Source organism: Ruania alba, from assembly GCF_900105765.1.
Lineage (GTDB): Bacteria > Actinomycetota > Actinomycetes > Actinomycetales > Beutenbergiaceae > Ruania > Ruania alba.
This window is the reverse complement of record NZ_FNTX01000002.1, coordinates 226,616-252,748: the sequence shown is the minus strand read 5'-3', so window position 1 is coordinate 252,748 and position 26,133 is coordinate 226,616. Positions and strand designations below refer to the sequence as shown.

The 26,133-nt window shown below is 70.0% G+C and carries 17 protein-coding genes; 11 read left to right on the top strand and 6 right to left on the bottom strand.

Annotated features, from left to right (window positions below; all coding sequences use genetic code 11):
- The first annotated feature begins 1,680 nt into the window (after positions 1–1,680).
- Genes BLU77_RS11665 through BLU77_RS11635 form a run of 7 tightly spaced genes read left to right on the top strand, consistent with a single transcriptional unit; the run spans position 1,681 to position 7,779 of the window.
- Positions 1,681–1,905 carry a hypothetical protein gene (locus tag BLU77_RS11665; protein ID WP_089773331.1) on the top strand — a complete coding sequence of 75 codons (225 nt, stop codon included), beginning with the start codon at positions 1,681–1,683 and terminating at the stop codon, positions 1,903–1,905.
- Complete coding sequence (locus BLU77_RS22930; RefSeq protein ID WP_089773330.1) at positions 1,906–2,571, top strand: CIS tube protein; 666 nt, start codon at positions 1,906–1,908, stop codon at positions 2,569–2,571.
- Entirely contained in the window at positions 2,568–4,337 is a 1,770-nt protein-coding gene (locus BLU77_RS11655; RefSeq protein WP_089773329.1) for a phage baseplate assembly protein V, read from the top strand. Before BLU77_RS22930 ends, BLU77_RS11655 begins: the two co-directional genes overlap by 4 nt.
- 10 nt (positions 4,338–4,347) lie before the next feature.
- Positions 4,348–4,767, top strand: coding sequence for a GPW/gp25 family protein (locus BLU77_RS11650; protein WP_089775683.1), 420 nt, complete (start codon positions 4,348–4,350; stop codon positions 4,765–4,767).
- A complete protein-coding gene (locus tag BLU77_RS11645) occupies positions 4,767–6,713 on the top strand; it encodes a putative baseplate assembly protein (RefSeq protein WP_089773328.1) in 1,947 nt (648 codons plus the stop codon). The genes BLU77_RS11650 and BLU77_RS11645 overlap by 1 nt, the downstream gene beginning before the upstream one ends.
- Positions 6,710–7,324, top strand: coding sequence for a phage tail protein (locus BLU77_RS11640; RefSeq protein ID WP_245708827.1), 615 nt, complete (start codon positions 6,710–6,712; stop codon positions 7,322–7,324). Before BLU77_RS11645 ends, BLU77_RS11640 begins: the two co-directional genes overlap by 4 nt.
- Positions 7,321–7,779: a hypothetical protein gene (locus tag BLU77_RS11635; protein WP_089773327.1), complete on the top strand. Its 459-nt coding sequence runs from the start codon at positions 7,321–7,323 to the stop codon at positions 7,777–7,779. Before BLU77_RS11640 ends, BLU77_RS11635 begins: the two co-directional genes overlap by 4 nt.
- A gap of 43 nt (positions 7,780–7,822) precedes the next feature.
- Here the strand turns inward: BLU77_RS11635 and BLU77_RS11630 are convergent, their stop codons facing one another.
- Genes BLU77_RS11630 through BLU77_RS11615 form a run of 4 tightly spaced genes read right to left on the bottom strand, consistent with a single transcriptional unit; the run spans position 7,823 to position 18,999 of the window.
- Positions 7,823–13,672 carry a carboxypeptidase regulatory-like domain-containing protein gene (locus BLU77_RS11630; protein WP_089773326.1) on the bottom strand — a complete coding sequence of 1,950 codons (5,850 nt, stop codon included), beginning with the start codon at positions 13,670–13,672 and terminating at the stop codon, positions 7,823–7,825.
- The gene (locus tag BLU77_RS11625) at positions 13,669–16,203 is read right to left on the bottom strand and encodes a carboxypeptidase regulatory-like domain-containing protein (protein ID WP_089773325.1); all 2,535 of its coding nucleotides are present in this window, start codon (positions 16,201–16,203) and stop codon (positions 13,669–13,671) included. The genes BLU77_RS11630 and BLU77_RS11625 overlap by 4 nt, the downstream gene beginning before the upstream one ends.
- Before the next feature lies 1 nt (position 16,204).
- Positions 16,205–18,436, bottom strand: coding sequence for a carboxypeptidase-like regulatory domain-containing protein (locus BLU77_RS11620; RefSeq protein WP_089773324.1), 2,232 nt, complete (start codon positions 18,434–18,436; stop codon positions 16,205–16,207).
- Complete coding sequence (locus BLU77_RS11615) at positions 18,433–18,999, bottom strand: Pvc16 family protein (RefSeq protein WP_175477072.1); 567 nt, start codon at positions 18,997–18,999, stop codon at positions 18,433–18,435. The genes BLU77_RS11620 and BLU77_RS11615 overlap by 4 nt, the downstream gene beginning before the upstream one ends.
- Before the next feature lie 178 nt (positions 19,000–19,177).
- On the opposite strand from BLU77_RS11615, the gene BLU77_RS11610 reads away from it, so the two are divergent.
- From BLU77_RS11610 to BLU77_RS11600, 3 genes are all read left to right on the top strand, one after another.
- Entirely contained in the window at positions 19,178–21,145 is a 1,968-nt protein-coding gene (locus BLU77_RS11610; RefSeq protein WP_089773322.1) for an ATP-binding protein, read from the top strand.
- An 83-nt stretch (positions 21,146–21,228) separates the two neighbouring features.
- The gene (locus tag BLU77_RS11605) at positions 21,229–23,349 is read left to right on the top strand and encodes an eCIS core domain-containing protein (protein WP_089773321.1); all 2,121 of its coding nucleotides are present in this window, start codon (positions 21,229–21,231) and stop codon (positions 23,347–23,349) included.
- Positions 23,346–23,816 (top strand): hypothetical protein, encoded by a 471-nt coding sequence (locus BLU77_RS11600; RefSeq protein ID WP_089773320.1) that lies wholly within the window; start codon positions 23,346–23,348, stop codon positions 23,814–23,816. The genes BLU77_RS11605 and BLU77_RS11600 overlap by 4 nt, the downstream gene beginning before the upstream one ends.
- 4 nt (positions 23,817–23,820) lie before the next feature.
- Here BLU77_RS11600 and BLU77_RS11595 read toward each other — a convergent pair whose 3' ends face one another.
- Positions 23,821–24,183: a DUF4280 domain-containing protein gene (locus BLU77_RS11595; protein WP_281242107.1), complete on the bottom strand. Its 363-nt coding sequence runs from the start codon at positions 24,181–24,183 to the stop codon at positions 23,821–23,823.
- A gap of 98 nt (positions 24,184–24,281) precedes the next feature.
- Positions 24,282–24,776 carry a septum formation family protein gene (locus BLU77_RS11590; RefSeq protein ID WP_089773319.1) on the bottom strand — a complete coding sequence of 165 codons (495 nt, stop codon included), beginning with the start codon at positions 24,774–24,776 and terminating at the stop codon, positions 24,282–24,284.
- 189 nt (positions 24,777–24,965) lie between these two features.
- Between BLU77_RS11590 and BLU77_RS11585 the strand changes: the two genes are divergently transcribed.
- Positions 24,966–26,132, top strand: coding sequence for a hypothetical protein (locus BLU77_RS11585; protein WP_139177747.1), 1,167 nt, complete (start codon positions 24,966–24,968; stop codon positions 26,130–26,132).
- Position 26,133 lies beyond the last annotated feature (1 nt).

Sequence of the window (26,133 nt, the reverse complement as noted above, 5' to 3'; positions counted from 1 at the left end):
CAGGACGGGCAGAGTGGGCAGCCTGGACCAGGCGGACAGAGCGGACAGCGCGGGCAGGGTGGGCAGCCTGGACCGGGCGAGTTGCCTGGACCGAGCAGGCATGGCAGAACCAGCGGCAATCCTGATATCGGCCGAGCCCGAGGGAACCCGGCTGCCATCGTCGATCCTGAGAGTTCTGACGGCGGAGGGAGGCGTGCGACTGGCCCTGTCCGGGGCCCTGCCGGCGCGCAGTGGGGCCAGATATCGAGTGAGGGTTCGCCCGCCGGCGGACTCCCAGGCTATGCAGCGACGCTCAGCGCATCTGCTGTTGCCCTGACCTCACGCCTGGTGCGGCGCCGAGCCCGGGCCACGCAGACTGTGGCGTCAGCGCGGATCCCCCGCAGTCCGCAGCGCATCGATGCCAGTCCGGCATCCGTCGTTACGAGCGCCACGACCACGGTGCCTGCGCGAACGAACGCGATCACACCGACGAGCACCTCCGTGACGACCAGGAGCGCACCTGAGGTCACCTCACCCGCCGGTTCCGCCGAGCACGTCACGTCGCCCCGCACGGCGCGACCTGCCGGCGAGCCGATGCAGCGCGGCACTGTGCGTGATACCGGCGGGCAGGTGCTGCCCGATGCCAGCGCGCCAGGGCTCCAGGGGATGGCGCGTGGCTGCCACGGCGGACCGGGGGCACTCGCACAGCGGTCTGGTCACGTTCTCGGGCCGATCACGAGAGCAGCACGATTGCTCGACCTCCCCATGGGTGCTGCCGCACCGGCGTCGGTAGCAGGGCAGCGTGTGCATCCCCTCGGACGAGCACGGCCGACGGCCCCCTCGACGGTCCGGCGCGTGAGCGTCCGCGGACGGCCCACCGGTGCGATCTCGGTGTCACGAGCACCCAGGGCCGGCGATCCCGGTGCCGTGTCCACCGAGATCACGACGTCCACCGAGATGAGTGCTGTCACCGAAGCATCTGCGGGCAGTGTGCCAGCGCAGCCCCGCTCCACGGGGGCCGCTGGAGATCGCCTGCCTGGAGCCGGACATTACCGCACCATCATGATCCGGCGTCGCTCCTGGACCGGCCTCGGGATCGACGACCCGCACCTGCGCCGCGACCGCACCTCTGCCCGGCCGTCGCTCCAGCCGGGGTCGCATCGATGGGGAGCGTGGCAGCCGGCAGGAGAACCGGCCCCACCCGGCGGTGCGGGACCCGGACGCCAGAACGCCTCTCACGAGCCAGGCACGCTGGGCGTGATCGGCGGGCACCGAGGCGTGCCTGCCGCGACCACAGTCACACCGGCGGTGGCCGGGATGGACGGCGTGATGGGCGGCCGGCCCGCACCGGGCGCCCCAGCGGGAGGGTCTCCCGGCGGGCTCCCGTCCGGAGGTTCGGCGACGCCGGGGCTCGCCGTGGTGCCGCCACGGTCGGCTCGCCGCCCGGCACAGACCGCCACCCCAGCCCACGCCGGGCCACAGCACGGTGCCTACCCCCAGAACGGTGCCGGCCTCCACCGTGCCGGCCCGCAGGGTGCGCGGGGATTGACCGGGCCGCCCCGTTCGGCTGGTTGGACAAGCTCGGCTGATCCGCCACGTTCAGCCGGTTCACATGCGCAGTACCGCCGAGGCTCCGGACCGCCCCCACCGCCGTCCACGGCCGGATCACCATCGATCCCCCGCCGCCGAGAGGACACTCCGATGAGCATGAGCTATTCGTTCCTGCCGGCCCAGGAGCGTGAACCCGGTGGCAGCAGTGCCAACGTCGAGCCCTCCTGGGTGCGGGACCTCGAGGACCGCGTCCTGACCCGGGTCGATGAATGGCTCGACACCGAACTCGACGAGCGGGTGATGGCCGTCGTCGAGGAGAGGCTGCGGGAGGAGACCGAGCGACGAGCCTGGCGCCGCGGGATGGAGGTGTTCTAGATGGCTGAGACCGGACCGGTGAAGGCGTTCCTCGAGGTCGAGGGGGGCGAGAAGCTGCCGTGTCTGTTCAATCCGGCCCAGCTGCATCTGAGCAGGGGCAACCGCTGGGAGGCCCCGACCCGACCCGGCCGCGGCGTTCCTCGCCTCCGGTACGCGGGCTCGGAACCCGGCTCGCTTGCCGTCGACCTGTTCTTCGACACCACTCACGACGGCAGCCCGGTCACGAAGTACACCGGCCGGATCGTGCAGCTGATGGAGATCGACCCCTCGCTCCCCGGCTCCGATGCCGCCAGCGGGAATGCGCGACCACCGGCTGTGACCTTCCATTGGGGCGATCTGCACTCTTTCAAGGCGGTCGTGGCATCGCTCGGCCTCACCTTCACGTACTTCTCGGCCAGCGGCACACCACTGCGCGCGAAGCTCGCGCTCGTGCTGCGTCAGTACGAGGAGTCACGGGCGTTCGGACCGCAGAATCCCACCTCCGGGACCCCGCAACCGCAGCGCGTGCACCGTGTGCTCGCGGGGGAGACCCTCGATCGCATCGCCGCCCGCTACTACGGGGACGCGACCCGCTGGCGCGTTCTGGCCGATGCCAACGGCATCGCCGATCCGCTGGCCGTCCGGCCAGGGACGATGCTCGCCGTGCCACGGGTGGAGGCGTCATGACGGCGCAGGCGCACCAGGACCCGCACACCCAGACCCAGCTGCGGGTGGAGATCGAGGGTACCGAGCTGCGGACAGAGCTCGCTGACGATCTGCTCGAGATCCGGGTCGACACCGGTGTTCGGACGATCGGGCGGGCACAGGTGCGGTTCCTCGACCGGGGGACGTTCGCCGGCGGCGTCGTCGAGCTGGGAAAGACGGTGACGATCTCATCGGTCTCGCCCGCTCAGGTCGTGTTCTCCGGCACCGTGACCGGTGTCGAGCTCGAGGCGACCGACCGCGGCGCGACCGTGACCGCCACCGTGCATGACCAGGCCTATGACCTCTCCCGCGATCGTGCCGTGACCACGCACCAGAAGATGTCCGACGCCGACATCATCCGTTCGACGGTTCAGGGGGCGGGGCTGCGTGCCGACGTCGATGTGCCTGGCGGCACCCACGCGTGGGCGTTCCGGGCCGACTCCCGGCTCGGCCTCGTGGATGAGATCGCGGGCAGGCTGGGCTGCGACTGGGCTGTGCTCGAGGAACGGTTCGCGGTCTGGCCCGTCTCGGGATCGGCACCCTGGGCGGGTGAGGCGCCCATCCTGGACCTCGGCGTGGAGCTGATTGGCTTCGCTGTCCGGCGCGAGGAGACCGGGCCGAGCAGCTTCACGGTCCGGGGTTGGGACCCCGAGCGGCAGCGGAGTGTGACCGGGCGCGCGACTACCAGAACCCCGGGCGATCGCAATGGTTTCGCACCGGTCGACGGCGGAAAGTCGGCCCCGGTGCTGGCGACCCGGCAACTGTCCATGACCGAAGCGGAGGCGAAGGAGGTGGCCGGCGGGCTGGCGGCAGCTGCCGGCCGGGTCAGCGGGAGAGGGAAGGGCTCTTTCATACCGGGGCTACGGCCGGGAGGGCTGGTCACCATCCGGTCCGCGGGCAGCGCGGACGGGACCTACTACGTGCGTGAGGTCTCGCACCAGGTCGACGCCACCTCGCTGCGCACCACCTTCGTGGTGGGGGACCGGCCACCGGTTCGGCTCACCGATCCGTGGCGCGCTCCGCCGTCGGCCTCGAGCCTGCGGCACACCGGGATCACGGTCGCACGGGTCGACAACATCAACGACCCGGACCAGCGCGGCCGGGTCCGGGTGGCGCTCGAAGGCGTCTCGGACTCGGCATCCTCGTCCTGGGCCCGGGTGCTCTCTCTCGGCGCCGGTCCCGACCGGGGCTTGGTGGTGCTCCCCGAGGTGGGCGATGAGGTGCTCCTCGCGTTCGAGGACGGGGACGTGCGCCGGCCGGTCGTCCTCGGCGGGCTGTTCGGGAAGCAGAGCACCGTCCCCACACCGGCGCTCGCCCCGAACAGTTCTGAGGTGACGACCCGCTACTTCGTCTCCCGGGAAGGTCATCGGATCGAGATCGCAGACGGGAAGGCGGATGCGGAGCAGTACGTGCGGATGGCGCTGGCCGGCGATCGCAGCTATGTGCGGATCGGCAAGGACAAGACGGAGATCCACGCTGCCGAGACGCCACTGGTGATCACCTCGGGTGAGGGCTCCGGTGCCGCGTCGCTCACGTTCGACGGGAGGGGGAATCTCACGATCAACGCCGCGAGCATCACGATGAAGGCGAAGCAGTCGCTGACCCTCGAAGGCATGGACGTCGAAGCGAAGGCGTCGACGACGTTCGAGGCGTCCGCGAAGACTCGTGCGGTCGTGACCGGGACGACCACAGTGATCAAGGGCAGCGCCAGCACCGAGGTCAGTGGCGCCGTCGTGAAGATCAATTGAGGTGCGCGCGATGAACGATCGACGCCAGGATGCGGCCAACTTCGTCGGAAGCGGGTTCGCGTGGCCGCTCCGCGTCGACCACACCGGTGCGATCGCGATGACCCGCGATGGGGCGGGCCTCGACGACGCGATCCGGGTGGTGCTGCTGACGGCGCCGGGAGAGCGGGTGATGCGCCCGGCCTTCGGGTGCCGGATCTGGGACCTGCTCTTCGAGCCGGTCACGGCGAACCTGCTCGGGCTGATCCGCGAGGCCGTCCGGGACGCGCTCGCACAGTGGGAGCCGCGGATCGAGGTCGAGGAGGTCAGCCCAGTACAGGACGAGGACCAGGCCGGGCTGGTGCGGATCCACATCACCTACCGCATCCGGTCGAGCAACGACCGGCGCAACCTGGTCTATCCGTTCTACGTCATTCCCCGTGAGGAGTCCTGATGCCGATCGAACCGCCGGATCTGGACGATCGCCGCTTCCAGGACATCGTCGACGAGACCAAGCGCATGATCCCGAGGTTCACCCCGGAGTGGACCAATCACAACCTGTCCGACCCCGGTGTCGCACTGATCGAACTGTTCGCGTGGATGAGCGAGACGGTGCTGTACCGGGTCAACCAGGTGCCGGAGCGACTGTACGTCCACTTCCTCAACCTCGTCGGCGTGGAGCCGTTCCCCCCGAGCGTCGCCCGCACCGACATCACCTTCCGGCTGTCGGCACCGGCGACCCGGCCGGTGGTGGTGCCCGCCGGGACCGAGGTGGCGACGACCGCCGGAACGGGGGAGTCCTCGGTCGTGTTCACCACCTCGGCCGAGACGACGGTGGAACCGCCCGAGCTCGTGGCGGCCCACACGCGCGGCGCCGACAGCGAGCAGATCGTCGACGTCACCGAAGCGCTGCGCGTCCCCGGCGAGGAAGCTGCCTGCTTCTCCGAGTCGTTGATCGAGGGGGATGCCCTGTACCTCGGCATGCGTCGCTCGCTCGCTCGACACGTGGTGCAGCTGGACGTCGCAGCGCACGCGGCGGGCATCGGCGTCGACCCGGCGCGGCCACCGCTGGCATGGGAGGTCTGGACCGGTGAGGCCTGGGCGCCGACGCAGGTGGAGCAGGACACCACCGGCGGTCTGAACACCGACGGCCGCCTGGTGTTGCTGATCGGGCCCGACCATGTCTCACTGGTGCTGGGTGGTACCGGAGCGTTCTGGATCCGTGCCCGGCTGCTGCGCGCGACACCGCAGCGGCCCGGTTACGAAGCATCACCGCGGATCCGGGCGCTGATCGTGAGCACGGTGGGCCTCAGCGTTCCAGCGGAGCACTCCACCGCCGTGCCGGGAGAGGTGCTCGGACGCTCGGCCGGGGTTCCCGGGCAGGTGTTCACGGTCTCGACTGCTCCGGTCGCCACCCTGCGCGAGGACGAGGGGGTGGTCGTGGCCGACGTGAGCGGGTCACACCGCTGGAGCGAGGTCAGCGACTTCGCCAGGTCCGGGCCCACCGACCGGCACGTGGTCTGGGACTCGGCCACGGGTGAGGTGCGGTTCGGCCCGGCAGTGCGCCAACCCGACGGCAGCATCCGTCAGTACGGCGCGATCCCGCCCGACGGGGCGACCGTGCGGGTCACCGGATACCGCACGGGCGGTGGATCCCGCGGCAACGTCGGTGCCGGCACCCTGACCGTCGTCCGCTCGGCGGTACCGATGGTGGCGTCGGCGTCCAACCCTCGCTCCGCGGTCGGCGGCGTCGACGCGGAGACTGTCGAGGAGGCCAAGGTTCGAGGTCCCTTGTCGTTGCGCAGTGGGCAACGGGCGGTGACCGCCGGCGATTTCGAGCAGGTGGCACTGGAGGCGTCGGTGGAGGTGGCGCGCGCCCGCTGCCTGCCGACTCATGACAGCGGGTCGGGAGTGGTCCAGCTCCTGGTGGTGCCGACGGTGCGGACTCCTGTCCAGGCCCACACCATCGACGACTATGCGCTGGACACGCGGCTCTTCGAAGAGGTGGCACGGGCGGTCGACGAACGGCGTCTTGTCGGGGTCCCGGTCGAGGTGGGCACACCGTTCTACCAGGGGGTGAGCGTGGCGGCGCTGGTGCGCGGGCTGCCGGGCCGGCCGGCAGCGGCAGTTCGTCAGCGGGTCACGGAGGCCTTGACCCGGTTCGTGCATCCGGGAGTGGGCGGCAGCGACGGTGTCGGCTGGCCGTTCGGGGAGCCGTTGACGGCGGCCGCCCTCACCCAGGTGATCGAGTCCGTGGAGGGGGTGCTGGCGGTCGACGAACTGCAGCTGTTCTCCTACGACCTGCGCAACGGCCGGCGCCTGGGCGAAGGACGCGAGCGGCTGCCATTGAGCGACAATGCCCTGTTCCTCTCCGCCGACCACCGGGTGGTGATCCGGTGACCGACCCGGCGATCGTCACACACCGGCCGAGCGCACCGGCGTCGGTGGCGGGTCACTCGGCCCGGCAGCACGACTGGCTGGTCGGGCAGCTCCCGGCCGGCATGCTCGCGGACGACTTCTTCGTCCGGTTCGTCCGGATCTTCCAGGCCGAGGCGCACACCCTCCTCTCCCACGCCGACACCCTCCCGCACCTGGCCGACCCTCGCCTTGCCCCGATCGAGATGGTCCGGTACCTCTCCGGGTGGCTCGCCGCCCCCGAGGTCGACGACGCCTACGGGCCCCATGCGCAGCGCCAGATGCTGCTGACCGTCGCCAAGACGCTGCCGTGGCGCGGCACCCGTAAGGCGTTGGTGACCTTGCTCGAGTTGTACTCCGGTGCACCGGTCACCATCTCCGAGAGTGGTGGCGTCTTCGATCAAGGACGAGCTCCCGACGGCGCACGCTGGGTCCGGTTGGAGGTCACCTCGACAGGTCCGCTGGCCGAGGAGGACTTCGTCGAGCTCGTGCGCGACGAGGTGCCGGCGCATGTGGGGGTCGAGATCGTCGTCGCGGGCCGGCAGATTTGGCCGGGGGACGGTTCGGCACCAGCGGCAGGGAGGCAGGAGCGATGACGGCAACCGGTACCAGCCGCGAGATCACCTGTCCCGAGTGCGGCACCATCACGGCGGTCGGCAGCGGGCGTGCTGCGAGCGACTTCTGCCCCTCCTGCGACTACCCGTTGTTCTGGGCACAGCCGCGTCAGGCCGCACGGCCCGCAGAAGCGGAGACTGATGGCGCGCTGAACCGAGCACCCGGCGCGTCAGGCACGACGGTCGCTGCGGTGATCGCCTGCCCGGAGTGCGCTGAGCAGAACCTCGCGAGCGCGGGCGCCTGCGTGCGCTGCGGCGCCGACCTGTATCCGGCGCCCCCGCCGGCACCTGCGCCGCCGCCGGCCCCGGCACCGGTCGTGGTGAACCCGCCCGCACAGATCGTGCAGTGCTCGCACTGGCCGACGTGGCTGGTCGTGCTGATCGCCTCGGTCGTCACCGCGGGTGTGGTGGTCGCCGCATTCATGATCTGGCGCTGAATCACCGCGACGGCTGTGGATCGGCGGCTGACCCGCCTCGCCGTTACGGACCGTCGGCGCTCGCCTGGTCGCCGGCCCCAGCGTCAGGGTCGGCATCGGCATCGGCATTGGCATCGGCTGCGGGCCCGGAGTCGCTGTCGGGCCCGGGGCCTGCATCGGCGCCGGACCCGGAACCGGCGGCATCGGTTCCGGAATCGCTCTCGGACCCAGAAACATCTTCGGTGAGGGCGAGGGTGGCCGTACTTGACGACGCGGCCCAGCCGTCCGGTGGCGTGACGACCGCCCGGAGCACGTAGTCGCCCGCGGTCCAGTCGGAGGTGTCGATGCCGATCACTGCCGTTCCGGCGGTCAGGTCGACGGTGTCACCGAGCAGGGTCCAGTCGCTCGCGCTTGCCTGGCGCCACGACAACTCGACCGTGCCGGTCGACGGGCCGGAGCTCGCGCCGCCGTCCTCCGCAGACATTGTGACCGTGGCGGTCACCTCATCTCCGATCACGGCTTCCGGTGACGAAAGGTCCAACGTGGTCGTCGTCGCGATCTCCGGGGCGACCAGGCTCACCCGGGCAAGCTCGTTGGTGACGCCGCCACTGATCGAGACCGGGTCGATCGTCGCTTCCCAGCCAGAGTCCTCCTCGATCGCGGGCTCCAGGTTCCAACCGACGGCGGGGAGATAGATCACGGTGTCTCCGGCTCCGGTGATCAAAGTGGTGGTGACCGTCTCGACGGCAGTGCTGTCAGTGCTGTCAGTATCGGCGGGACTCGCGGTGACCGTGACCCGCGAGGGCGGGGTCAGCGGGCCGTCGACCGGGGCGATCTGCAATCGCAGCTCGGTCTCGGCAATGTCCATACTTGCCGCGACAGGACCGTCGCCGGCACCGACGTCGATCTCGTCGCTCACGTGGCTGCCGTAGTGACCGGCCGGGCCGGCCACGGTGGCCGTCCAAGTGCCGACCGGCACCTGCTGGAAGGTGACGGCGTAGGTGTGGTCGCCGCTTCGGGTCACCGGCTGTGGGCCGAAGGTGAGCTCCTCGCCCTCGCCCTCGACCGTTCCGATGAGGGTGACCAGGGCCCCGGTGAGATCGGTGCCATTGGCCGAGTTCAGTGTGAGTTGGACGGGTCGGGAGGTCAGCGGGATCGTCAGGTCCAGGGCAAGGCTCTGCCCCGCGAGCACGCTGACGGTTCTGACGGGCGCCACATCGGTCCAGGTGCCCCCGGATTGCTCCCGGACGACGACACCGTATGCCCCGGCCTCGATTCCCTCGATGAGGTAAGTGCCGTCGCCGGAGACTGCATAGCGACGGTCCCCGTCGTCGTCCACCAGAGCTACTGACAGCGACCCATCCCCACCATCGACCGGGTGGGTGGAGCCGTCGGGCAGGGTGCGCAGGACCTGGCCTTGGATCGAGCCGGTGGGCGCGGTGATCGGGACCTGGAGCTGCTGCGGCTGGCCGGCCTCCAGTGTGACCGGCGTGCTCACCGGCAGGTAACCGGACCCGCTCACGAAGAGGGTGTAACTGGTCGGCAGCAGATCGACGAAGTGGAAGGTGCCATCCCCGGTCTCGCAACCAGCGGTTCCCTCCTGGCACGGGGTGATCGACCGGAAGCCGTCGGGCGTGGAGAGCATGAGCACGACGTCGAGCGACTCCACCAGGTCCGTGCCGTCGGCGACGGTGACCGAAAGGTTCGCGGGGGCGGGGTTCAGACCGAGCGTGACCGAGTTGAGAGGTTCGCCGCCCTGCTGCTGGACACCCCCGTCGAGCACGACCTGAGCGTCGGCATCCTCGTGGTGGTCAGCGTCGGCCGACACGTTCCATTCCCCGTCGACCAGTCCTTCGAGATCGACGGTTCCAGTTACTGCGAACCCACCGTCCTCGCCGGAGGACGTGGTGAACGTCGGATCGTCAGCGCCGCTGGTGACGGTGACATCGGCTCCGGGGAGGTCCTGGGTCCAGCCATCCTCAAGCACGGTGACGACCTCACCGGTGATCGTGCCCAGTCGGGTCACGGGCACCTCGATGGGATCGGTGCGCCCGGGGTCCACGGTGATGTTCGCGGACTCCAGGTGCTTGTACCCGGCGATCCTGATGTCCACCTCGTAGTCACCTGCTGGCAGGGTGCCGAAGTCGACCACCCGCTGGCTCGGTCCTGCGGTGCGCTCGAGCTCGAGATCGCCGTCCGGGTCGCGCAAGGTCATCACCGCACCAGGAACCTGTGCTCCGGTGTCGTCGTCTGTCGCCCCCACCCGGACCCGTGCATCCTGGAGTAACTCCCACGTCGGCTCCGGAGGCGGCCCGGTGATGGTCAACGGCACGTTGAACTCCACCGTCGAGGAGGCGTATCCGTCCAGCGTGGCGCGGATCGTGTAGCGGCCCGGGCGGATCTGGCCGGATTCCGGGGCGCCTGTGTCGGAGAAGGTGACGCTGCCGTCCGGTCCGGCCTGCAGCGAGAGGTCTCCCACTCCGGGTGGGGCCTGCAGCACCTCGAAACGCGTGCCCTCGACCACCCCGTCGGTGTCCGGGGCGATGGTGACCGAACCGGTGAACTCCTGCGCCTGCTGGGTGAGGATCACGCGATCCAGCGAACTGAGCGGTGCGTTGCTCAGTGTCACAGGTTCGAATCCGGGGGCATAGACGTGGATCGTCCAGGGGTTCTCAAGCACCGGGACCGTGTGCTCGCACCCGGCGTCGGGATCGGCACAGATCACCGCGTTGCCGTCGTTGTCGGTTTCCACCAACCACGTGCCCGGGATCGCCGCACCGTTCAGGTAGGCCGCCACTCCGGTGATCAGGATGCTGGCGTCGGCCACGGGTAGGTCTTTGGCCGCCTCGAGCTGGTACATCACCGAGGCGTGCACCGTGTCCTCGTTCGAGGCAAGCACGAGCTGGATCTGGACCTCCTGGTTCAGGCCGATGGTCACCTCGGCGCTCGCCAGGACCTCACCTCCTTGGTCCTCCGATGCGGCGATGGTGTAGGTGCCGGGCGCCAGGCCGGTGAGCTGGACGGAGCCGGTCTCACCGACTCGTTCCTCGTCGACCACCTCCGCTCCGGTCTCCCCGTCCCGCACCGCGCGTATCCACGCACCCTCTGCCCGGTCTCGCGAGGTGCCGTCCGAGCGGGACGCCGTCACGGAGACGATGCCGAGGCGTTCGACGAGAATGTCGTGCCGTTGCACCTCACCGGCGATCAGCGTGACCAACTTCGGATCCGGCACCAGGTAGTCATCGGGGAGCCCAGTCACCGAGACCTCGTAGCGCCCCGCCGCGAGCCGGTCCATCCGGTAGGTGCCGTCAGTGACCAGGGCGCATCGCGAGGTCGTGGTCCTGCACTCCGGCTCGGCTGCGTCGCAGGGGTTCTCGATCGCCCCGGACTCGGCCACCGACCGCGCGATCACACACACTCCCTCGGGCAGAAGTCCCGTGCGTGCCTGCACCGATCCGGTCAGGGAGGGTGACGGGATCAGGGCCACGGTCTCGGCCTGGACCTCCGTGGCCATCGGCACCGTCACCTCCACCTCGCCGGGCTCGTATCCCGGGGCGGTGATCGTGACGACGTACCGTCCCGGAAGCAGGCCCGTCACCGTGTCGCTGTCCTGCGGCAGGGTGTAGTCGGCGTCAGGAGCCACTGCGGTGGAGAGCAGGTGGCTCTGGCCGTCGATGTCGACAGCCCTCACCTCTGCGGTGACCCGGCACTCCTCGCCCTCCGTCAGCACCGGGCAGGTGATCGATCCGCCGGTGGTGAAGTCGGTGACCCGACCGGTGATCGACGAGGTGGCGACGAGACCGTCACCGACCAGAGCGGGCAGCGTCAGGTCGACCTCCACCGACCCACCCGGGTGGACGATAACCTCGGCGTAGCTGGTCTCGTGGCCGAACGATTCGGCGGAGAGCACGTAGGTGCCGGCATCGACACCGGAGAACCGGAACGTGCCCGACCCGTCGGAGGCCGACATCGTCTTGTAGACCGCGGTCGTGTCCGAGCCATGGGTCAGGGTCAGCCCCGCTGCGGTGATCCCGGTGCCCGTCTCGTCGGACACCGCTCCCTGGACGACACCACCGGAGGAGGTCATCGGGATCGTCCACCCGCTCACGCCCTCGGCGGTCAGTCGCACCTCACGCGTGACGGTGGTGTACCCGTCCCCGGAGATCGTCATGGTGTACGTGGACCCGACCGGCAGTCTCGGCAGCAGGAACGCTCCAGCGCCTTCACCCGTCAGGGTGGTGGCGGTCCGGGTGGTGGTGCCGTCGGTCGCGGTGACCGTGATGCCGCCCAGTCCGCTGCTCTGGCCGAGGCTGTTCTGCCCGGCGACCTGTCCGCTGACCGAGGCGACCCCGGCGTCGAGCGTGAGGTCAGCGGTCCGTGCGCCGGATGCCGGCAACGCGATGAGTTCCGCCTCGGTGCCCAGATCGGGCGAGGACGCCTCGACGAGGTAGGTACTGGGCGTCACCAGGCCATCGACCTGCCAGCTGCCCACGGTGCCTGTGGTGGCCGACCGGGTCGTGATGGTCGTGGTGCCGTCGGTCAGCGTGATCTCGGCCCCACCGACCGGACCATCCGGACCCTGCACCGTTCCGGACATCGAACCGTCGCCGGCCTGCAGGTCCGTCTCCAGCGGCGTGGCGGCCAGTTCGGCTCCGGACATGACCACGCGTTGGGTGCTGTACCCGGGCTTGGTGATCGTCACCAGATACCGCGCAGCCGCCGTGAGACCGGCCAGCGCCCAAGCACCGTTCCCATCGGCGAATGTGGTGAGTCGCTGCGCCGTCCCTGACGGCGTGACTGGCGCCGTCGGTGCCGCCGGAACGATCCTCTTCCCCGGTGCGGCCCCCGGCTGCGGCCCGGCCGTGACGGCAGCCGACGAGGGCCACAGGCTCGCGGTCGGCACGACCTCGATGGTTGCATCATCGGGTGCCGCACCGGTGATGACACCCGAGATCCGTAGGCTCTGCGCACTGCCTTCCTCGTCGCCTTCTTGTCCGGCACCGCCGGAATCACCCACACCGCCGGCATCCCCGTTGGCGTTGGGGTCGTCGTTCCCCCCTGCGGAATCGGTCCCGGACGAGTCCCCACTCGAGTCTGCGTCGACCGTGACGTTCTCGGCCGACGTGGGAGTCTCGTCGGAGCTGAAGCGATCCGCCACGTAGGGGAGGGCGACCAGCACCCCGGCCAGCCACACCGCGGCCACTGCCACGACCGCCGTCGCCCGCATGGCCCCCGCACTGAGCAGCGCGCCCGAGGTGAAAGTCGCCTGCGTACGGCGGGGGGCTGCCTGGCCCGTCGCCAGCACCTCGTAGGAGTGCCGTGTGCGGGATCCGACCAGACGCGTCCGCCGTGGGCCGACCCGTGCCGGTACCCGGACGGTCTCGGCCGGGCCCAGCTCCACCCGCCCGGAGCCCAGGTGCACGGTGAGCTCCTGATCGGCGGTGCTGGTCAGAGCGACCTCCACCGGCGTCGCACCGGTGTTGCCCACCACCACCTCGATCCGCTTGCGCCGGCGGCCACGGCTGTCGGCCGGCTCCACCGACAGCACCAGATCGCTCGACCCATCGACCCGCAGCGTCGCATCGGTGAGCGTGCGCTCCACCGTGCCGTCTGCGCTGTTCGTAGGAGTCGTGTCAATGGTCACAAGGAAGGGGTAGCTCCCCGGGACGGCACCCTCCGCCGGAGTCACGGCGAGCTCGACGGTGATGGTCTCGTCTGCCGCCGCCTCGACCTCAGCCGGTGCCGGCAGCCAGCCCTCGTCGAGCCCGACGACTGCCACGTGCAGGAGCCGCGTGCCGGGTGCGAGGTTGCGTGCGTGCACCCGGATGGTCGCCACCCCAGCGGCGGGGGCATGGGCGCCGGGTTCGATCGAGACGGTCGGAGCCTGTGGCCCGCTCCGGCGTGCCTGATTCATGACCCTCCTGCCTCGGACTCGATGGTGACGCTGATGTCGAGCGTGCGATCTTCACTGGCCTCGAGCGTGAACGGGGGTGACGTGCCGGCGATGCTGCCGGTGGAGGTGCGCACCTCGACGACGTAGTTCTCCGGTGCCGCGATGTTCTCGATCACGTAGCGTCCGGACCCGTCGGTGCTCGTCCGGGCCACCGGCGCGGCAGAGGTCCCGTACTCGTTCGCCCGGTACAGCGAGACGGAACCGTCTGCGAGCGGGCCGTCGTCGGTGGTCACGGTGCCCTCGATGCGGGCCGGTGCCACGAGCACCGGATCGAGGGTGCGGTGCTGGGCGGCGTCCAGTTCGATGATCTCGGAGGTGGGCCGGGTGCCGCTGCGCGTGAAGGTCACGGTGTAGGTGCCGGGTGGGAGGTTGTCGATCCGGTAGTGCCCGACCTCGGCTGCCGGCACCGACGCTGTCGTGACCACCCGGTCGGCGGCCCCCGAACTGACCGTCACGACGACGTTGCCCACCGGTTGGGCAGGCCCGTCGCCGCGCGTCTGCCTCACCTGGCCGGACAGGCTGGCCGTCGCCGAACGCAGTGCGACGTCGATGGAGGTGGCGCTGGTGTGGGAGGTCGCGACTCCGAACGCGTCGACACTGACCGAGAGGACACGCGACTCGACGTCCTGACGGGCGAACGTCACGGTGTAGTCACCGGGGAGCGGGACTCCGGCCAGTTCCCACGCCCCCGTCGGCTGCGTGGATCGGGACACCGTCTGCAAGGTGGTGGCGCCGTCGGACACCGTGATCAGAACCCCGCCTGCGCCGCCGCCGTCCAGCGTGACTGTGCCGCCCAGCGTGCCCTGGTCGGGGCCCAGCACCACGTCCACACCGGTGAACTGCTGACCCGGTGTGAGGCTCACAGTCAGCGAGGCGCTCGCGTATCCATCAGCCGAGACTGCGATCGTGTACGTACCCGGGGTCGGCAGATCACGCAGGACGAAGCCGCCGGTCTCGCCCTCGGTCAGGCTGACCGTCTCCACCCGCGTCTCGCCCGAGGTCGCGACGATCGCGGCACCGCTGATCGGACCGTCCGGTCCGTCGATGGTGCCGGTGATCGAGCCGTCACCCAGGGCCAGGTTCAGGGCGATGTCGTCCCGGCGTTCACCGGCGGAGAGGTCGATGCGCTGGATGGACGTCGCGAAACCCGGTTTGCTCACCACCAGGTCGTAGACACCGGGCGAGGGGAGGTCGGCGACCTCGAACGTGCCGTCCTCGCTGATCGGCACGCTGCGCACCAGCGCGCCGCCACCGGTGCCGTCGGCCGCGGTCTCGTCGGTGGCCGGCTCCACCCCACCGTCCAGGGGCTCCTCGTCCAGCGGCAGCTCCACCCGCAACGACGCGCCGCTGACGTCGTCCCCGCTGACCGTCCCCGCGATCTGAGCCGGAACACCGCCGACGACGACCGTGAGGTCGTCGATCGAACCACCTTCGTCGAGGGTGAGCGGCGTCGCGTCGGCGGCAGTCGCTGCGGTCGGGTACCAGACCTCCGCGAAGCCGGCGCCACGCACGCGCAGCAGGAACTCACCGGCCGGCAGCTGGATCAGGCTGAACTGCCCCTCGTCGTCGGTGGCGGTGGAGAGCATTGGGGTGCTCGCATCATCGGCCGGGAAGAGCTCGACCGACACCCCTGGAGCGGTGGCACCCGTGCCGATCTCGATCACGGAGCCGCTGACGTCAGACCGACCCGTCTCGGGTTCCTGCTCACGCGCCTGAGCCACCTGCAGGGCAAGGTCACGGTCGGCGGCGGACTGCTGCACGATCGAGCTGAGGGCGATCGTGATGATCGTCGCGAACACTGTGATGGCGGCGATCAGCCCGATGAGACCGAGAGCAGCGCGCGACAGACGTGGCCGCTGCACGAACATGCCGGCAGCGGCCGGGACATTGCTGCCCTCGGGTATCCCCGGACCGGTGGCCCGCACTGTGAACGGCCGTAGCGCTGCGTCGCCGAGGAACGGCCGTCGTGCCTTCGCCGTCAGGTCCACCGTGGTACTGGCTCCGGGACCCAGTCTCACTTCCCGAGGCTGGAAGTCGAAGCTGGTGCGGTCCTCCGGGTCGGTCGCCTCCAACCGGAGCAGCTGCACGGTGTTGCCCTCGTTGGACACGGTGCAGCTGTATCCGGCCGATCGGCCGGCGGTGACTGTCGCAGGGTCGAGGTCGACCCGGGCGTGCGGAGCGGCCGCCACCTCGACGATCGCCTCCTCCACGATCGTGCGGGAGGGATCGCCCAGATCGGTGACCTGGATCGCGACCGCCCGGTCGCCCGCGGGAGAGCGGTCGGGCAGGCGCAAGGTGAGCTGCGCCGTCGTGGATTCGCCGGGGAACAGGCGTGGTTCCGGTGCGTCGCAGGTGACCCACTCGGGGTCCACTCCGAGCGCGCGGAGCGAGTAGCCGCTGATCACCTCGGTGGTGTTGGTGATCGTGACCAGGAACTCGCTCGGCGCCCCGGGGACGGCCGCGACGCGCCGCGGTGCGATGTCGACGTGCATGTCAGTCGGCCTCCGCGAGCGGCAGGTCCTGGTCGGTGGCCGCGCCCTGCTCCACCTGCACGATCGCCGTGGTCACCGCGATCTGGTCGCGGACCAGCGTGACTGTGTAGGTGCCCGGTGGAAGATCGGGGAAGAGATACGAGCCGGTGCCGGCGCTCCCGGTGGCGGTCGACGTGGTGCGGTACACGGTGGAGCCGTCGGTGGCCTCCACCCGGATACCGGCGATGCCTCCGTCGGAGTCGGTCACCTGCCCCTGGATCGTTCCGTACAGCTCGGCGAGGGTGACGGTGATGTCCGACGGCGGATCTTCCGTCATGTCCACAGGTGTGGAGGCGGAGACGTAGCCCTCCCGGGTGAACGTCAGGGTGAGGGTTCCGGTGGCTTCCAGACCCGGCAGGACGAAGGCACCGACGTCGCCCGCTGTCAGCGTGGTGGTCGACGTGGTGCCAGCACCGCCGGCGCTCACCTCGACGCCGCCCACGCCCGCACCGGACTCATCGACCACATGACCGCGGATCGTTCCGGCGCCTCCGGTGAGGGCGAGGTTCACGTCGGTGTTCGACTCACCGGCGCCCAGGTCGACGACGACGGTCTCGGCGGCGTACCCGTCCTTGCTGAAGGTCAGCACGTAGGTGCCCGGGGTGGGCAGGTCGGAGAGCACGAACCGCCCGATCTGACCGATCGTCGGGGTGCCGACGACGATCTCCTCTCCGTCGAAGGTGGTGGAGACCTCGACTCCGCCCAGCCCGCCGGTCCCGTCGGTGACGATTCCGGTGATCGTGCCCGCTCCGGTGCCGAGAGTGACGTCGAGGGCGAGCCGCTCCTGACCGCCCAGGACCGTCTCGGTGATGCTGGTGGGCTCGTAGCCATTGGCGGCGAACGTCAGCTCGTAGGTGCCGGGTGCGACCAGGTCGGTGAGCTCGTACTGCCCGTCGGCTCCTGTCTCGACCTCCACGGGTAGGAGATCATCCGCCGCCCAGGTGGGTGTGGCCGTCACCGTGACCGCGACATCCTCGACGTCACCGGTGCTGACGTTCCCCGCGATCGATGCCGGCTCTCCCGGCACCGCGATGTCCACTCCCTCGGTGACCTCCTGAGCGGACGCCTGGACCGGCGTCGCGCCCGACTCCTCAGTGCCGGCGGGGTACCACACGGTCTCGTACCCGGGTGAGGAGATCCGCACCAGGTACTCGCCCGGGAAGAGACCCGACAGGGTGTAGGTTCCGTCGGCCTGGCTGGCTGCCGAGGAGACGAGGACGAGCCCCTCGTTCGACTCCCGGAGTGCGTCGACGTTGAGGCGACCCACGCCTGCGGGATCGTCGGCCCCCTGTACTGTCCCGGTGATCGTGGCTCCGACGCCGACGGGCAGCAGACCGTCCTTGCTGACGGCGCCGGCGGGGGCCGCACCGGTGGCGTCACCTGCGCCGGCATCGGTGTTCCTGCCAACGCTCTCACCATCACTCGCGGCGAAGAACGACGCCGGTGCGACCCGGGTGGGTGGGTCCGTGCCGAGCACCTCGCGCATGCCCACCAGCATGGCGACCGCCCACGCCGCGAGGATCGCCATCAGCACCAGTACGGTGATCACGCCACGGCCGAACACCGGACGCTGGCGCAGTGTCAGCGTCACCTCCGCCGAGGTGCCCTCGGCCTCGGCCACCAGGCGGAACGGGCGGTCCTGGTCGGTTCCGAGCAACTGGCGCGGGCCCCGTGCCGTGACCGCCGTGACCGCGGCACCGGCGATCGGGACGGTGAGCGTGGTGGGGGAGACCGAGGTCCGCAGGGTCCGGTCGGTATCGACGGACCGCAGGGCCAGGTCGAGGGCAGTGTTGCCGGTGTTGGCCACCGTCACCTCGAAGAGCGCCCGGCCGCGGGTGCGGACCAGCGTCGGTCTCGCGGTCACCGACGCCTCCGGCCGGGGCGGGATCACGATCTCGACATCGTGGAGGGCCTCGGTGCTCCCCGAGGAGCGCCCCTGCACTACGAGCGTCACCTGGTAGCTGCCCGCGGGAAACGTGTCGGGAAAGCCGAGCTGGACCTCGAGTCGCCCCTCGGCGTCAGGGAAGAGGGTGAGCTCGGCTGGATCGCTGCGCATCGTGACGCTCGCGGGAATGCCGAGGGCGCGCACGCTCAGGGTGTCGATGACGTCGCTGGTGTTGACGACATCGAGTCCGATCACGCCGGCCGAGCCGGGGGCGATCTCAGCCCAATCGATGACGCTCGCGATCCTCATGGGCGCTCGGGCTTCGGACGCACGGCGGGTGTGACCCGGTCGACCACCGGTGCGGCCTCCTGCCACGGGTAGGCATCCGCCGCCACGGTGGCGATCAGCACGAACGAGGCCTTCAGGCTTCCACCCAGACCACTCCAGACGTCCCGGGGCCGGTTCTTCTCGTCGTTGGCGACGGCGAGCTGCACGGTGGAGTCCAGCGAGACGTTCAGATGCTCGGCCGGGATCGTCGAATAGGTCAGCGATCGGGTGAGGACATCGCTGAGCAGCTCGTGCTCGTCACGGGCCGACCCGGCCCATGCGCTCACCAGGAACGACAGCTCCACCATCGGCAGGGCGAACCTGCGGGCCACCCGCCCGGTGGCGTCCCGCCGATCCGGCTGCACCATCGGGGGCTGGGCGGACCGGCTCACCCCGTACAGGAACAGGTTCACGGTGAGCCGGTTGACCGTGGTCGACCAGGTGCTGTTGGGGGCCTCGAAGGAGATATCGCCGTGCTGACGGTCCAGCGGGAGGGCGGCGCGCAGCAAGTTCTCGATGCCGTCCTCGACAGCCGAAATCAGCACCGTTCCTCCCCGAGCCGCCATACGTGGTCGCAGACCGTCGCACCGACCAGGCCGCGGCCTCCTCAGGCTAGGAATTCGGGTTCGGCCGTGGCATCGGTAATTCCTACGCAACTTCACCCCTCAGGCCCCTGCCTGCCCTGGTGCCGTGCCACAGTGCTGCCATGGAGACAGTGCTGCCATGACGACCCACAGCCTCACCGGTGCCGTGCTGGCAGCGTGGGAGGCCGCCGTCGAGCGCCGTGAACGCGCAGGGGTGTGGGCCGGTGCCGACTCGGCAGGGGGCGAGGTGGCCCGGGCGGCGCTCGCGGCGCTGGTTGCCGACAGCGCATCGCTGGAGGTGCTCGACGCCGGGGTGGGCGAGGTGGCTGAGCGCTTCGGGCTCATCGCACCAGAACCCCTGGTGCTGGCTCTCGTGTGCCTCCCCGAGGCCCACCCCAGTGCCCACCTGCTGGCGGGGTTGCTCTCCGGCGATGACGGCGCAGCCCGCCCGAGCGTCGCCCTCGCCTGGGAGTCGGCCGGTCTGGGCAGTGCCGACCCGGGCGCCCGCCGAATGCTGGAGCCGGGTGGACGGCTGCGCGGGTACGGGCTGATGCGGGTGGAAGGCGAGGGCGTGCTGCTCAGCCGGAGACTGGCGGTGCCGGACCGGGTCGCCTCGCACGTGCTGGGGGCGGTCGCGGTGCCGGAGGAGGTCGAGCGGGTGCTGGTGCACGCGCGTCCGGTCGATGTCGACGGAGCCGGTGCGGTGGCCGATGCGCTCGCAGGAGGTGAATCGCTGGTCTGGGTGAGGGCGGCGCCGGGGGCAGCTGCGGCGTCTCTCGCAGTCGCGGCGTGCCGGCGCCTGGGAGTGGCGTGCGTCGTGGCCGATCTGGAGCGGGCGCCGTCGGGGCGTGCGGCCGGCGTGCCCGAACACGAGGGAACGACGCCGGCTCCAGCCCAGGTGCGCCGTACGCTCGCCGCCCTGGCCCTGGAGGCGGGACTCGAGGGTGCGGTGCTGGTGCTGCTCGGCGCTCAGCACGCCACGGCGCATCTTGACCTGATCGATCGTGCGGCGGTGCCGGTGGTCGCGGTCTCGACGATCGCGTGGGAACCACGATGGTCGCAGCTGTTGCCGGCGACGGTGACGGCCACCCGCCTGAGCAGGGACGAACGTGAGATGCTCTGGCGCGAGGCGATCGAGGAGGACGTGGTCGGCCCGGAGGTGGTCGCCGCCCGCATCATGCCGGAGGAGATCGACCTGGTCGCCGAGCGGGCACGCGCCGACGCGCGGCGGGAGAGTCGCGCGGTGGAGGCCGAGGATGTGCGGCGGGCGGTGCGGATGCTGGCCGCCGGGCACCATGCCCATGCCGGCGGTACCCCGGCCACCCTCGAGGACCTGGTGCTGCCTGATCATGTGCGCGCCGAGGTGGAAAGGCTGATCGGGTGGGCGCGCAACCGTGACGAGGTGCTGGGGCTGGGCGACCTGCAGGGCAAGGGTGGCAAGGGCACCGGCATCTGCGCGCTCTTCTCCGGAAGCCCGGGGACGGGGAAGACGCTCGCGGCGCACGTGCTGGCCGACGCACTCGGTGCGGACCTGTTCGGCGTGGACCTGTCGAGCGTGGTGGACAAGTACATCGGTGAGACCGAGAAGAACTTGGAGCGGGTGTTCGCAAAGGCGGAGTCGCTCAATGCGGTGCTGTTCTTCGACGAGGCGGACGCCCTGTTCGGGAGCCGCTCGGCGGTGACCGACTCCCGTGACCGCTACGCCAACCAGGAGGTCGCCTATCTGCTGCAGCGGATGGAGGCCTTCGAAGGGATCACCGTGCTGGCCACGAACCTGCGCGGCAACCTCGATCCGGCGTTCGCGCGGCGCCTGCACTTCATGGTGCATTTCCCCGATCCGGATGCAATCACCCGGCGCCGCCTGTGGGAGCAGCATCTGGCACAGCTGCCGGGAACGGCGCCTGGTGATCCGGTCGATCTGGATCTGCTGGCCGAGTCCCTCGAGATCGCCGGGGGCGACGTGCGCAACATCGTGCTGGCTGCGACCTACGACGCGGTCGCGCAGCGGCGGCAGGTCGGTATGGCGGATCTACGCCGTGCGGCTGAGCGGGAGATGGCCAAGCTGGGACGACGGGTGACGGGGTCGCAGTGGGCCGGATCTCGGTAGTGGCTACCGATGCTCCCGAGTGGTGTTCGCATCACACTGGGAGGAGTGCGAGCTGACGGCTCGCGTGCACCGAGGGAGGGCGGATGACGGAACGGGTGCTCTCGCGTTCGACGACCACGGCGGCCGATGGGCGGCAGGTCGCGGAGGCCACCCGCCCCGATGCTGCTGCGGCGTCCCCGGCGCCGCTGGCGGGTGTCGGTACAGGTGACCTGGTGGTGGGTCGTGCCGATGACGTGACTGAAGAGCTGGCGGATCGGCGGGCCGAGACCGCGCTCGCCAGGCTCCGCCGGACCACGGGTGTGGAGGACAGCGAGCAGGGCCGGGCGGGAGCCGATCACGATCGTCATGGCTCGGGCTGTTCGCACCTGCGGCGGTCGGCTGCTCCGGTCGCTGTTCCGGGCGCGGCCGTGGGACCGGCGGGTGGGCCGCTGGGCGAGCAGCTGGCAGGGCGGATCGAGTCTGCCCGTGGTGGCGGAGCTCCGCTCGAGGGAGCTGATCGCGTCAGGATGGAGAGCGCCTTCGGGCAGCCCCTCGGGCGCCTGCGTATCCACCGGGGGCCGGAGGCGAGCCGGCTCAACGACGCCCTCTCTGCCGAGGCGTTCACCGTTGGTCAGGACGTCTTCCTCGGTGCGGGAGCTCGCGGCACGGATGGCGAATGCGTGCTTGCCCATGAGATCGCGCACGTGCTCTCTGAACCAACCGGATCCGATCGTGACGTCCGCAGATCTCTCAAGAAGTCCATTGGCAAGGCGCTTGGTCGAACCCGGCGCAGGAAGGACCAGGACGAGGACTCCGGAGGCGATGCACAGCAAGCGAATGCGGACGGCGCGGATCTCAGCCGGCTCGACCGACTGATCGCCTGGGTCAAGCGGTCAGGAGTGCTCGAGAAGGACGAGGGGGAGCTCCAGGCCGGTATCGACATGTGGGGCTCGCGACTCGCTCAAGGTGAGTCATCCACCGAAAACACGCTCGTGACCGGGGCGGCATCGGTCGGCGGAGGTGGCGGAGCCTATGCGCGTGGCGCCGTGAGCTCATCGGAGAACATCAATGCCGTCGGGATCACGTATGAGCAGTATCAGGCGCTGATGGAGCTCGGCACCTTCCTCGGTGTGAACGGTCGCCTGGAAGGGCAGGCCTACGCCAAGCTCGGCGAGCACGCCCACGTGTTGCTCTCCGGTCGAATTCAGGGGTTCGCCGGTGCGATGGCTCGTGCGCGAGGGCAGGCGTCGGTGACCATGGTCGGCGGTCGCCCGGTCGGAGTGGACGCGACCGGTTCAGCCTCAGCGTTCGCCGGCGCGAAGGTGAAGGCGGACATATCCGGCGAGATCGCAGCAAACGCCGGTACCGCTGCACAAGGGATGGGTGTCCATCTGGGTGCTGGCGGGGAGGCGATGGCAGGCGCAGAAGCATCGGCCGACGGTGAGTTCGCCATCGACCCGGTCCGGGGGGTCGTGGCGATCTCCGGTAAGGCGTCGGCCTTTGCCGGAGCCAAGGCAACCGGCCATATCGAGGGCAAGACGACGCTCTATGGCCGGAAGCTCTTGGGCTTCAGGGCGAAGGGTGAAGCCAGCGCTGGGGCGGGTGGCACTGTCGAGGGCGGCTTCTCGATGCGAGGCGGGAACCTGACCTTCGAGGTCTTCGCCGGCGGGTCCGCAGGGCTCGGTGCGGGCGGTGGTGGTGAGGTGGTCGCCGATCTCAAGCCGCTCGGGGTGCTGATCTGGCGGATGGCCAGCAAGGCGCTGTGGCAGGCTCGGGCGAAGAGCGACCCGGACGGCGTGCGAGACAAGATCATGAACTATGAGGACGTGCTCACCCGTAATGTTGAGCCGGAGCTGGAGACGTATCGGGACATGAAGCTGGAACAGCTGCGGATGAACCGCGCCACCGACTACGTCAAGATCGAGAAGGTGCAGGCGATCATCGATCGCGCATTCCCGCGGTCGAAGCTGACCTCGATGGCCCCGGACGACGCCCACGTCAGCAAGGTGGACCGCTTCCTCGAGTCCATGATCGAGGATACGTTCAAGGACGTCGACGGGTCCGGACGGCCCGACGTGGAAGTCACGGTGAGCAAGGGGAAGATCAAGACGTTGCTGTTCACCCCGCGCACCATCGCCAGTCAGCTCGGCGGGGCGATCGAGGGTAAGCACGCCCACGGCACGGACGCGGGCAAGCTGAACCCGATGTCGGAGGTAGGAAAGTGACGTCCGGCGCGGGGATTGGGCCCAGCCTGATCCGGGTGTATGACGAAATGCTGGAGATGGGTGCGCTCATCCCCGAGGGCTGGGAGGCGACCTCCGACCCGGCAGCTCGCACCCTCACCGTGGTGGCCGGTCCTGAGCTGGCTCAGAGTGAGTACAGCCCCTCGATCGTCATCCAGTGCCACGCCCCGATCTCCGCAGACCGTATGGAACAGCTGGCCGACTCGTCCTTGCGGGACATCACCGCCGACTACCCGGGCTTCAGCCTGGCGTGGGCGCGTGATACCGAGGGCGGTCGGGCGCTGCGTGCCTACGACTTCGAACCGGAAGGACTGGGGCACCGGGTCCGGCAGGTGCAGGGTCTGATCCTCGGGGCGCAACTGGTCATCGTCAACTGCACCCGGCTCAGCAGCGGGCCGGACCTCGACGAGAGTTTCGTCGCGGTGATCGAGTCGGTCACCACGGACTGAGGAGTCAGCCCGTCTGACTCCTGAGGGTGCCGGCGTTGACGATCTGGATCACGCCGCCGTAGGCGCACGTGCACATCGCCCCTTGGGTGAGCCCGGGGGTGCCGCCGATGAGGGTCCGGGTGGCCCCGTTCTGCCACGCCGGCGTCGCCATCACGGGGACGCAGGGAGCCGGGGTGAGCACCCCGAGTGCGGCCGTCGTGGCTGCGGCGACGGCCGGGTTGGCCAGCGACGTGCACATCCCGAACGGTGGGATGTTCATGATCGGGATGGTGTCGCGGATGGTCGCTGCCGGGTTGCCCTCGATCAGGACCGTGGGCGCGCTCGTCGCATTCATGGTCGATGGTGCTGCTCCGAAAGTGCACGTCATCGTGGCGGTGGTGGTTGTCGCGGGCCGTGGCATGGCAGTCCTCTCGATGGTGGTCGCAGCGGTCAGTGATCGGTCGGAGCGAGACGAGATGGCCGCCGCTACCACCCGGTGCCGGCGACCGATTGCGTGAGCTCGTCCCCGGTGGTGGTGACGAAGCAGAGCACAGTGCGGTCGTCCTCGGCCTGCCAGCTGCGGGCCGAAGGCACCAGGTAGGTGAACCAGAGTGAGGAGTCGCGGTAGTCGACGCCCACATAGCCGGCGAACTCCTCGGCGCAGGCTCCGTCGGCGAAATCTTTGAGCGCGGCGTCGCCCGGGAACGAACTGCCGGCTGCCGACGCCTGAGCCTGCCCCGACGGTGCGGGGAAGTCTGCCAGAGCGTAGGCCTCCAGCTGGTGCGGTTCGTCGCACGGCACGACCGTGACCTCGGAGATCTCCACCGTCACGTCCTCCGGCGCCAGCACACAGTCACCCGCGCTGAGGTCGAACACGGAGGCGGTGTCCGTGCTGTCGAACACACTGCAGCCAGCCGCAAGGGTGAGGATGAGGAGCGCGGGTGGCACGTGCCAGCCACTGCGGGCACGGGTTCCGGGCATGGCGCACCTCCTCCTCGGCGGCTCGGGCACCGCCGACGCTAGTCAGGTACACACGTGGTGAGCATCGGTAGTCGCTACTGACATCGTGGCGAGCGTGGGCGATCGGACGCCTCCGAGGGGAGGGGTCCCCATCGGCCGGATGCCTTGGGTTGCTAGGGTCGTCCGCGACCAGCAAGGGGGAGAGAACACATGCGCGCAATCGAACCGGCGGGCCTGTCGATGCGTATGACGACGGCGATACGCACCTGTATCGGTGCCGTAGCCCTGGTGGGTGGGCTGCTGGTGGCCGGGTGCACCCCGGACGGGGATGGGGGTCCGGACACCGGTGACGCGGCAGCCATCGGTGCCGATTCCGCGGCAGCGCTCCGCGATGCCGGGTCGTTCCGGTTCGAGTTCACCGCCGCGGAGAACACCACCGAAGGGGCGATCGCCTACGAGGACGGGCAGGTGACGGCGATCCAGGTCACGCAGCGTGACGGTGGGGATCTCTGGCGCGACTGGTGGGTGAACGGGGTGTACTGGACCGCGCGCGGTGAGGATGCGACACCAAGCCTGGACACCCTCGAGAACGCGGAGTCCTTCGTGGCTGCCTTCGACTGGGCGCTGCTTCAGGAGGACATTGCTGCCGCCGCGACCTCGGTGCAGTCCGTGGGCACGGACGAGATCGACGGCGTGGACGTGACAGGTGTCGAGATCACCGGGCCGGAGCGGACCGAGACCTGGTGGTTGGATGAGGCCGACCTGCTGCGCCGGTACGAGTTCTCCACCTCCGACGGCCCCGAAGGGCAGGGCCGGCTGTTCGACTTCGGCGTCGACGTCGGGATTGCGGTTCCGCTGACCAGCGACACGATCGGGACAGTCACGGCAGCGGCACTGCGATCCACGGGCTCGTTCCGGTTCACCCAGGAGACCGCCGAGGGGACCCAGGACGGCGCCGTCCGTTATGTCGAGGGCGAACTGGACGCGTTGGAAGTCACGACCACCGACACCGGCGGAACCATCACCCGCCGCGAGTGGTGGGTGGACCAGGAGTACTGGGTGGCCGAGGGCGGCGGGGAGCCGGAACTCGTGCAGCCGGATGCCACCGCTCCGATGCCGGACACCTGGGACTGGGCGCACTGGCAGGAGCAGCTTGCGGCCGATGCGAGCGCTATTGAAGAGGCCGGTGCCGACGAGATCGACGGGGTGGCGGTCACGGGGTACCAGCTCGCCCTGGACGGGCGGACCGAGACGTGGTGGGTCGGTCCCGCTGGCCTGCTGCGCGCGATCGACTACGACTACCCCGACGGCACCTCGGCCCGCGCCGTGCTCACCGACCACGGCGCGGACGTCGAGATCACCATCCCCGAGAGCTGAG

Excerpts from the sequence above, each read along its gene's own strand:
- BLU77_RS11625 (WP_089773325.1), bottom strand. The coding sequence starts at position 16,203 with ATGCACGTCGACATCGCACCGCGGCGCGTCGCGGCCGTCCCCGGGGCG.
- BLU77_RS11585 (WP_139177747.1), top strand. The coding sequence starts at position 24,966 with ATGCGCGCAATCGAACCGGCGGGCCTGTCGATGCGTATGACGACGGCG.
- BLU77_RS11635 (WP_089773327.1), top strand. The coding sequence starts at position 7,321 with ATGACGGCAACCGGTACCAGCCGCGAGATCACCTGTCCCGAGTGCGGC.
- BLU77_RS11645 (WP_089773328.1), top strand. The coding sequence starts at position 4,767 with ATGCCGATCGAACCGCCGGATCTGGACGATCGCCGCTTCCAGGACATC.
- BLU77_RS11655 (WP_089773329.1), top strand. The coding sequence starts at position 2,568 with ATGACGGCGCAGGCGCACCAGGACCCGCACACCCAGACCCAGCTGCGG.
- BLU77_RS22930 (WP_089773330.1), top strand. The coding sequence starts at position 1,906 with ATGGCTGAGACCGGACCGGTGAAGGCGTTCCTCGAGGTCGAGGGGGGC.
- BLU77_RS11590 (WP_089773319.1), bottom strand. The coding sequence starts at position 24,776 with ATGCCCGGAACCCGTGCCCGCAGTGGCTGGCACGTGCCACCCGCGCTC.
- BLU77_RS11595 (WP_281242107.1), bottom strand. The coding sequence starts at position 24,183 with ATGACGTGCACTTTCGGAGCAGCACCATCGACCATGAATGCGACGAGC.
- BLU77_RS11620 (WP_089773324.1), bottom strand. The coding sequence starts at position 18,436 with ATGAGGATCGCGAGCGTCATCGATTGGGCTGAGATCGCCCCCGGCTCG.
- BLU77_RS11630 (WP_089773326.1), bottom strand. The coding sequence starts at position 13,672 with ATGAATCAGGCACGCCGGAGCGGGCCACAGGCTCCGACCGTCTCGATC.
- BLU77_RS11665 (WP_089773331.1), top strand. The coding sequence starts at position 1,681 with ATGAGCATGAGCTATTCGTTCCTGCCGGCCCAGGAGCGTGAACCCGGT.
- BLU77_RS11650 (WP_089775683.1), top strand. The coding sequence starts at position 4,348 with ATGAACGATCGACGCCAGGATGCGGCCAACTTCGTCGGAAGCGGGTTC.
- BLU77_RS11605 (WP_089773321.1), top strand. The coding sequence starts at position 21,229 with ATGACGGAACGGGTGCTCTCGCGTTCGACGACCACGGCGGCCGATGGG.
- BLU77_RS11610 (WP_089773322.1), top strand. The coding sequence starts at position 19,178 with ATGACGACCCACAGCCTCACCGGTGCCGTGCTGGCAGCGTGGGAGGCC.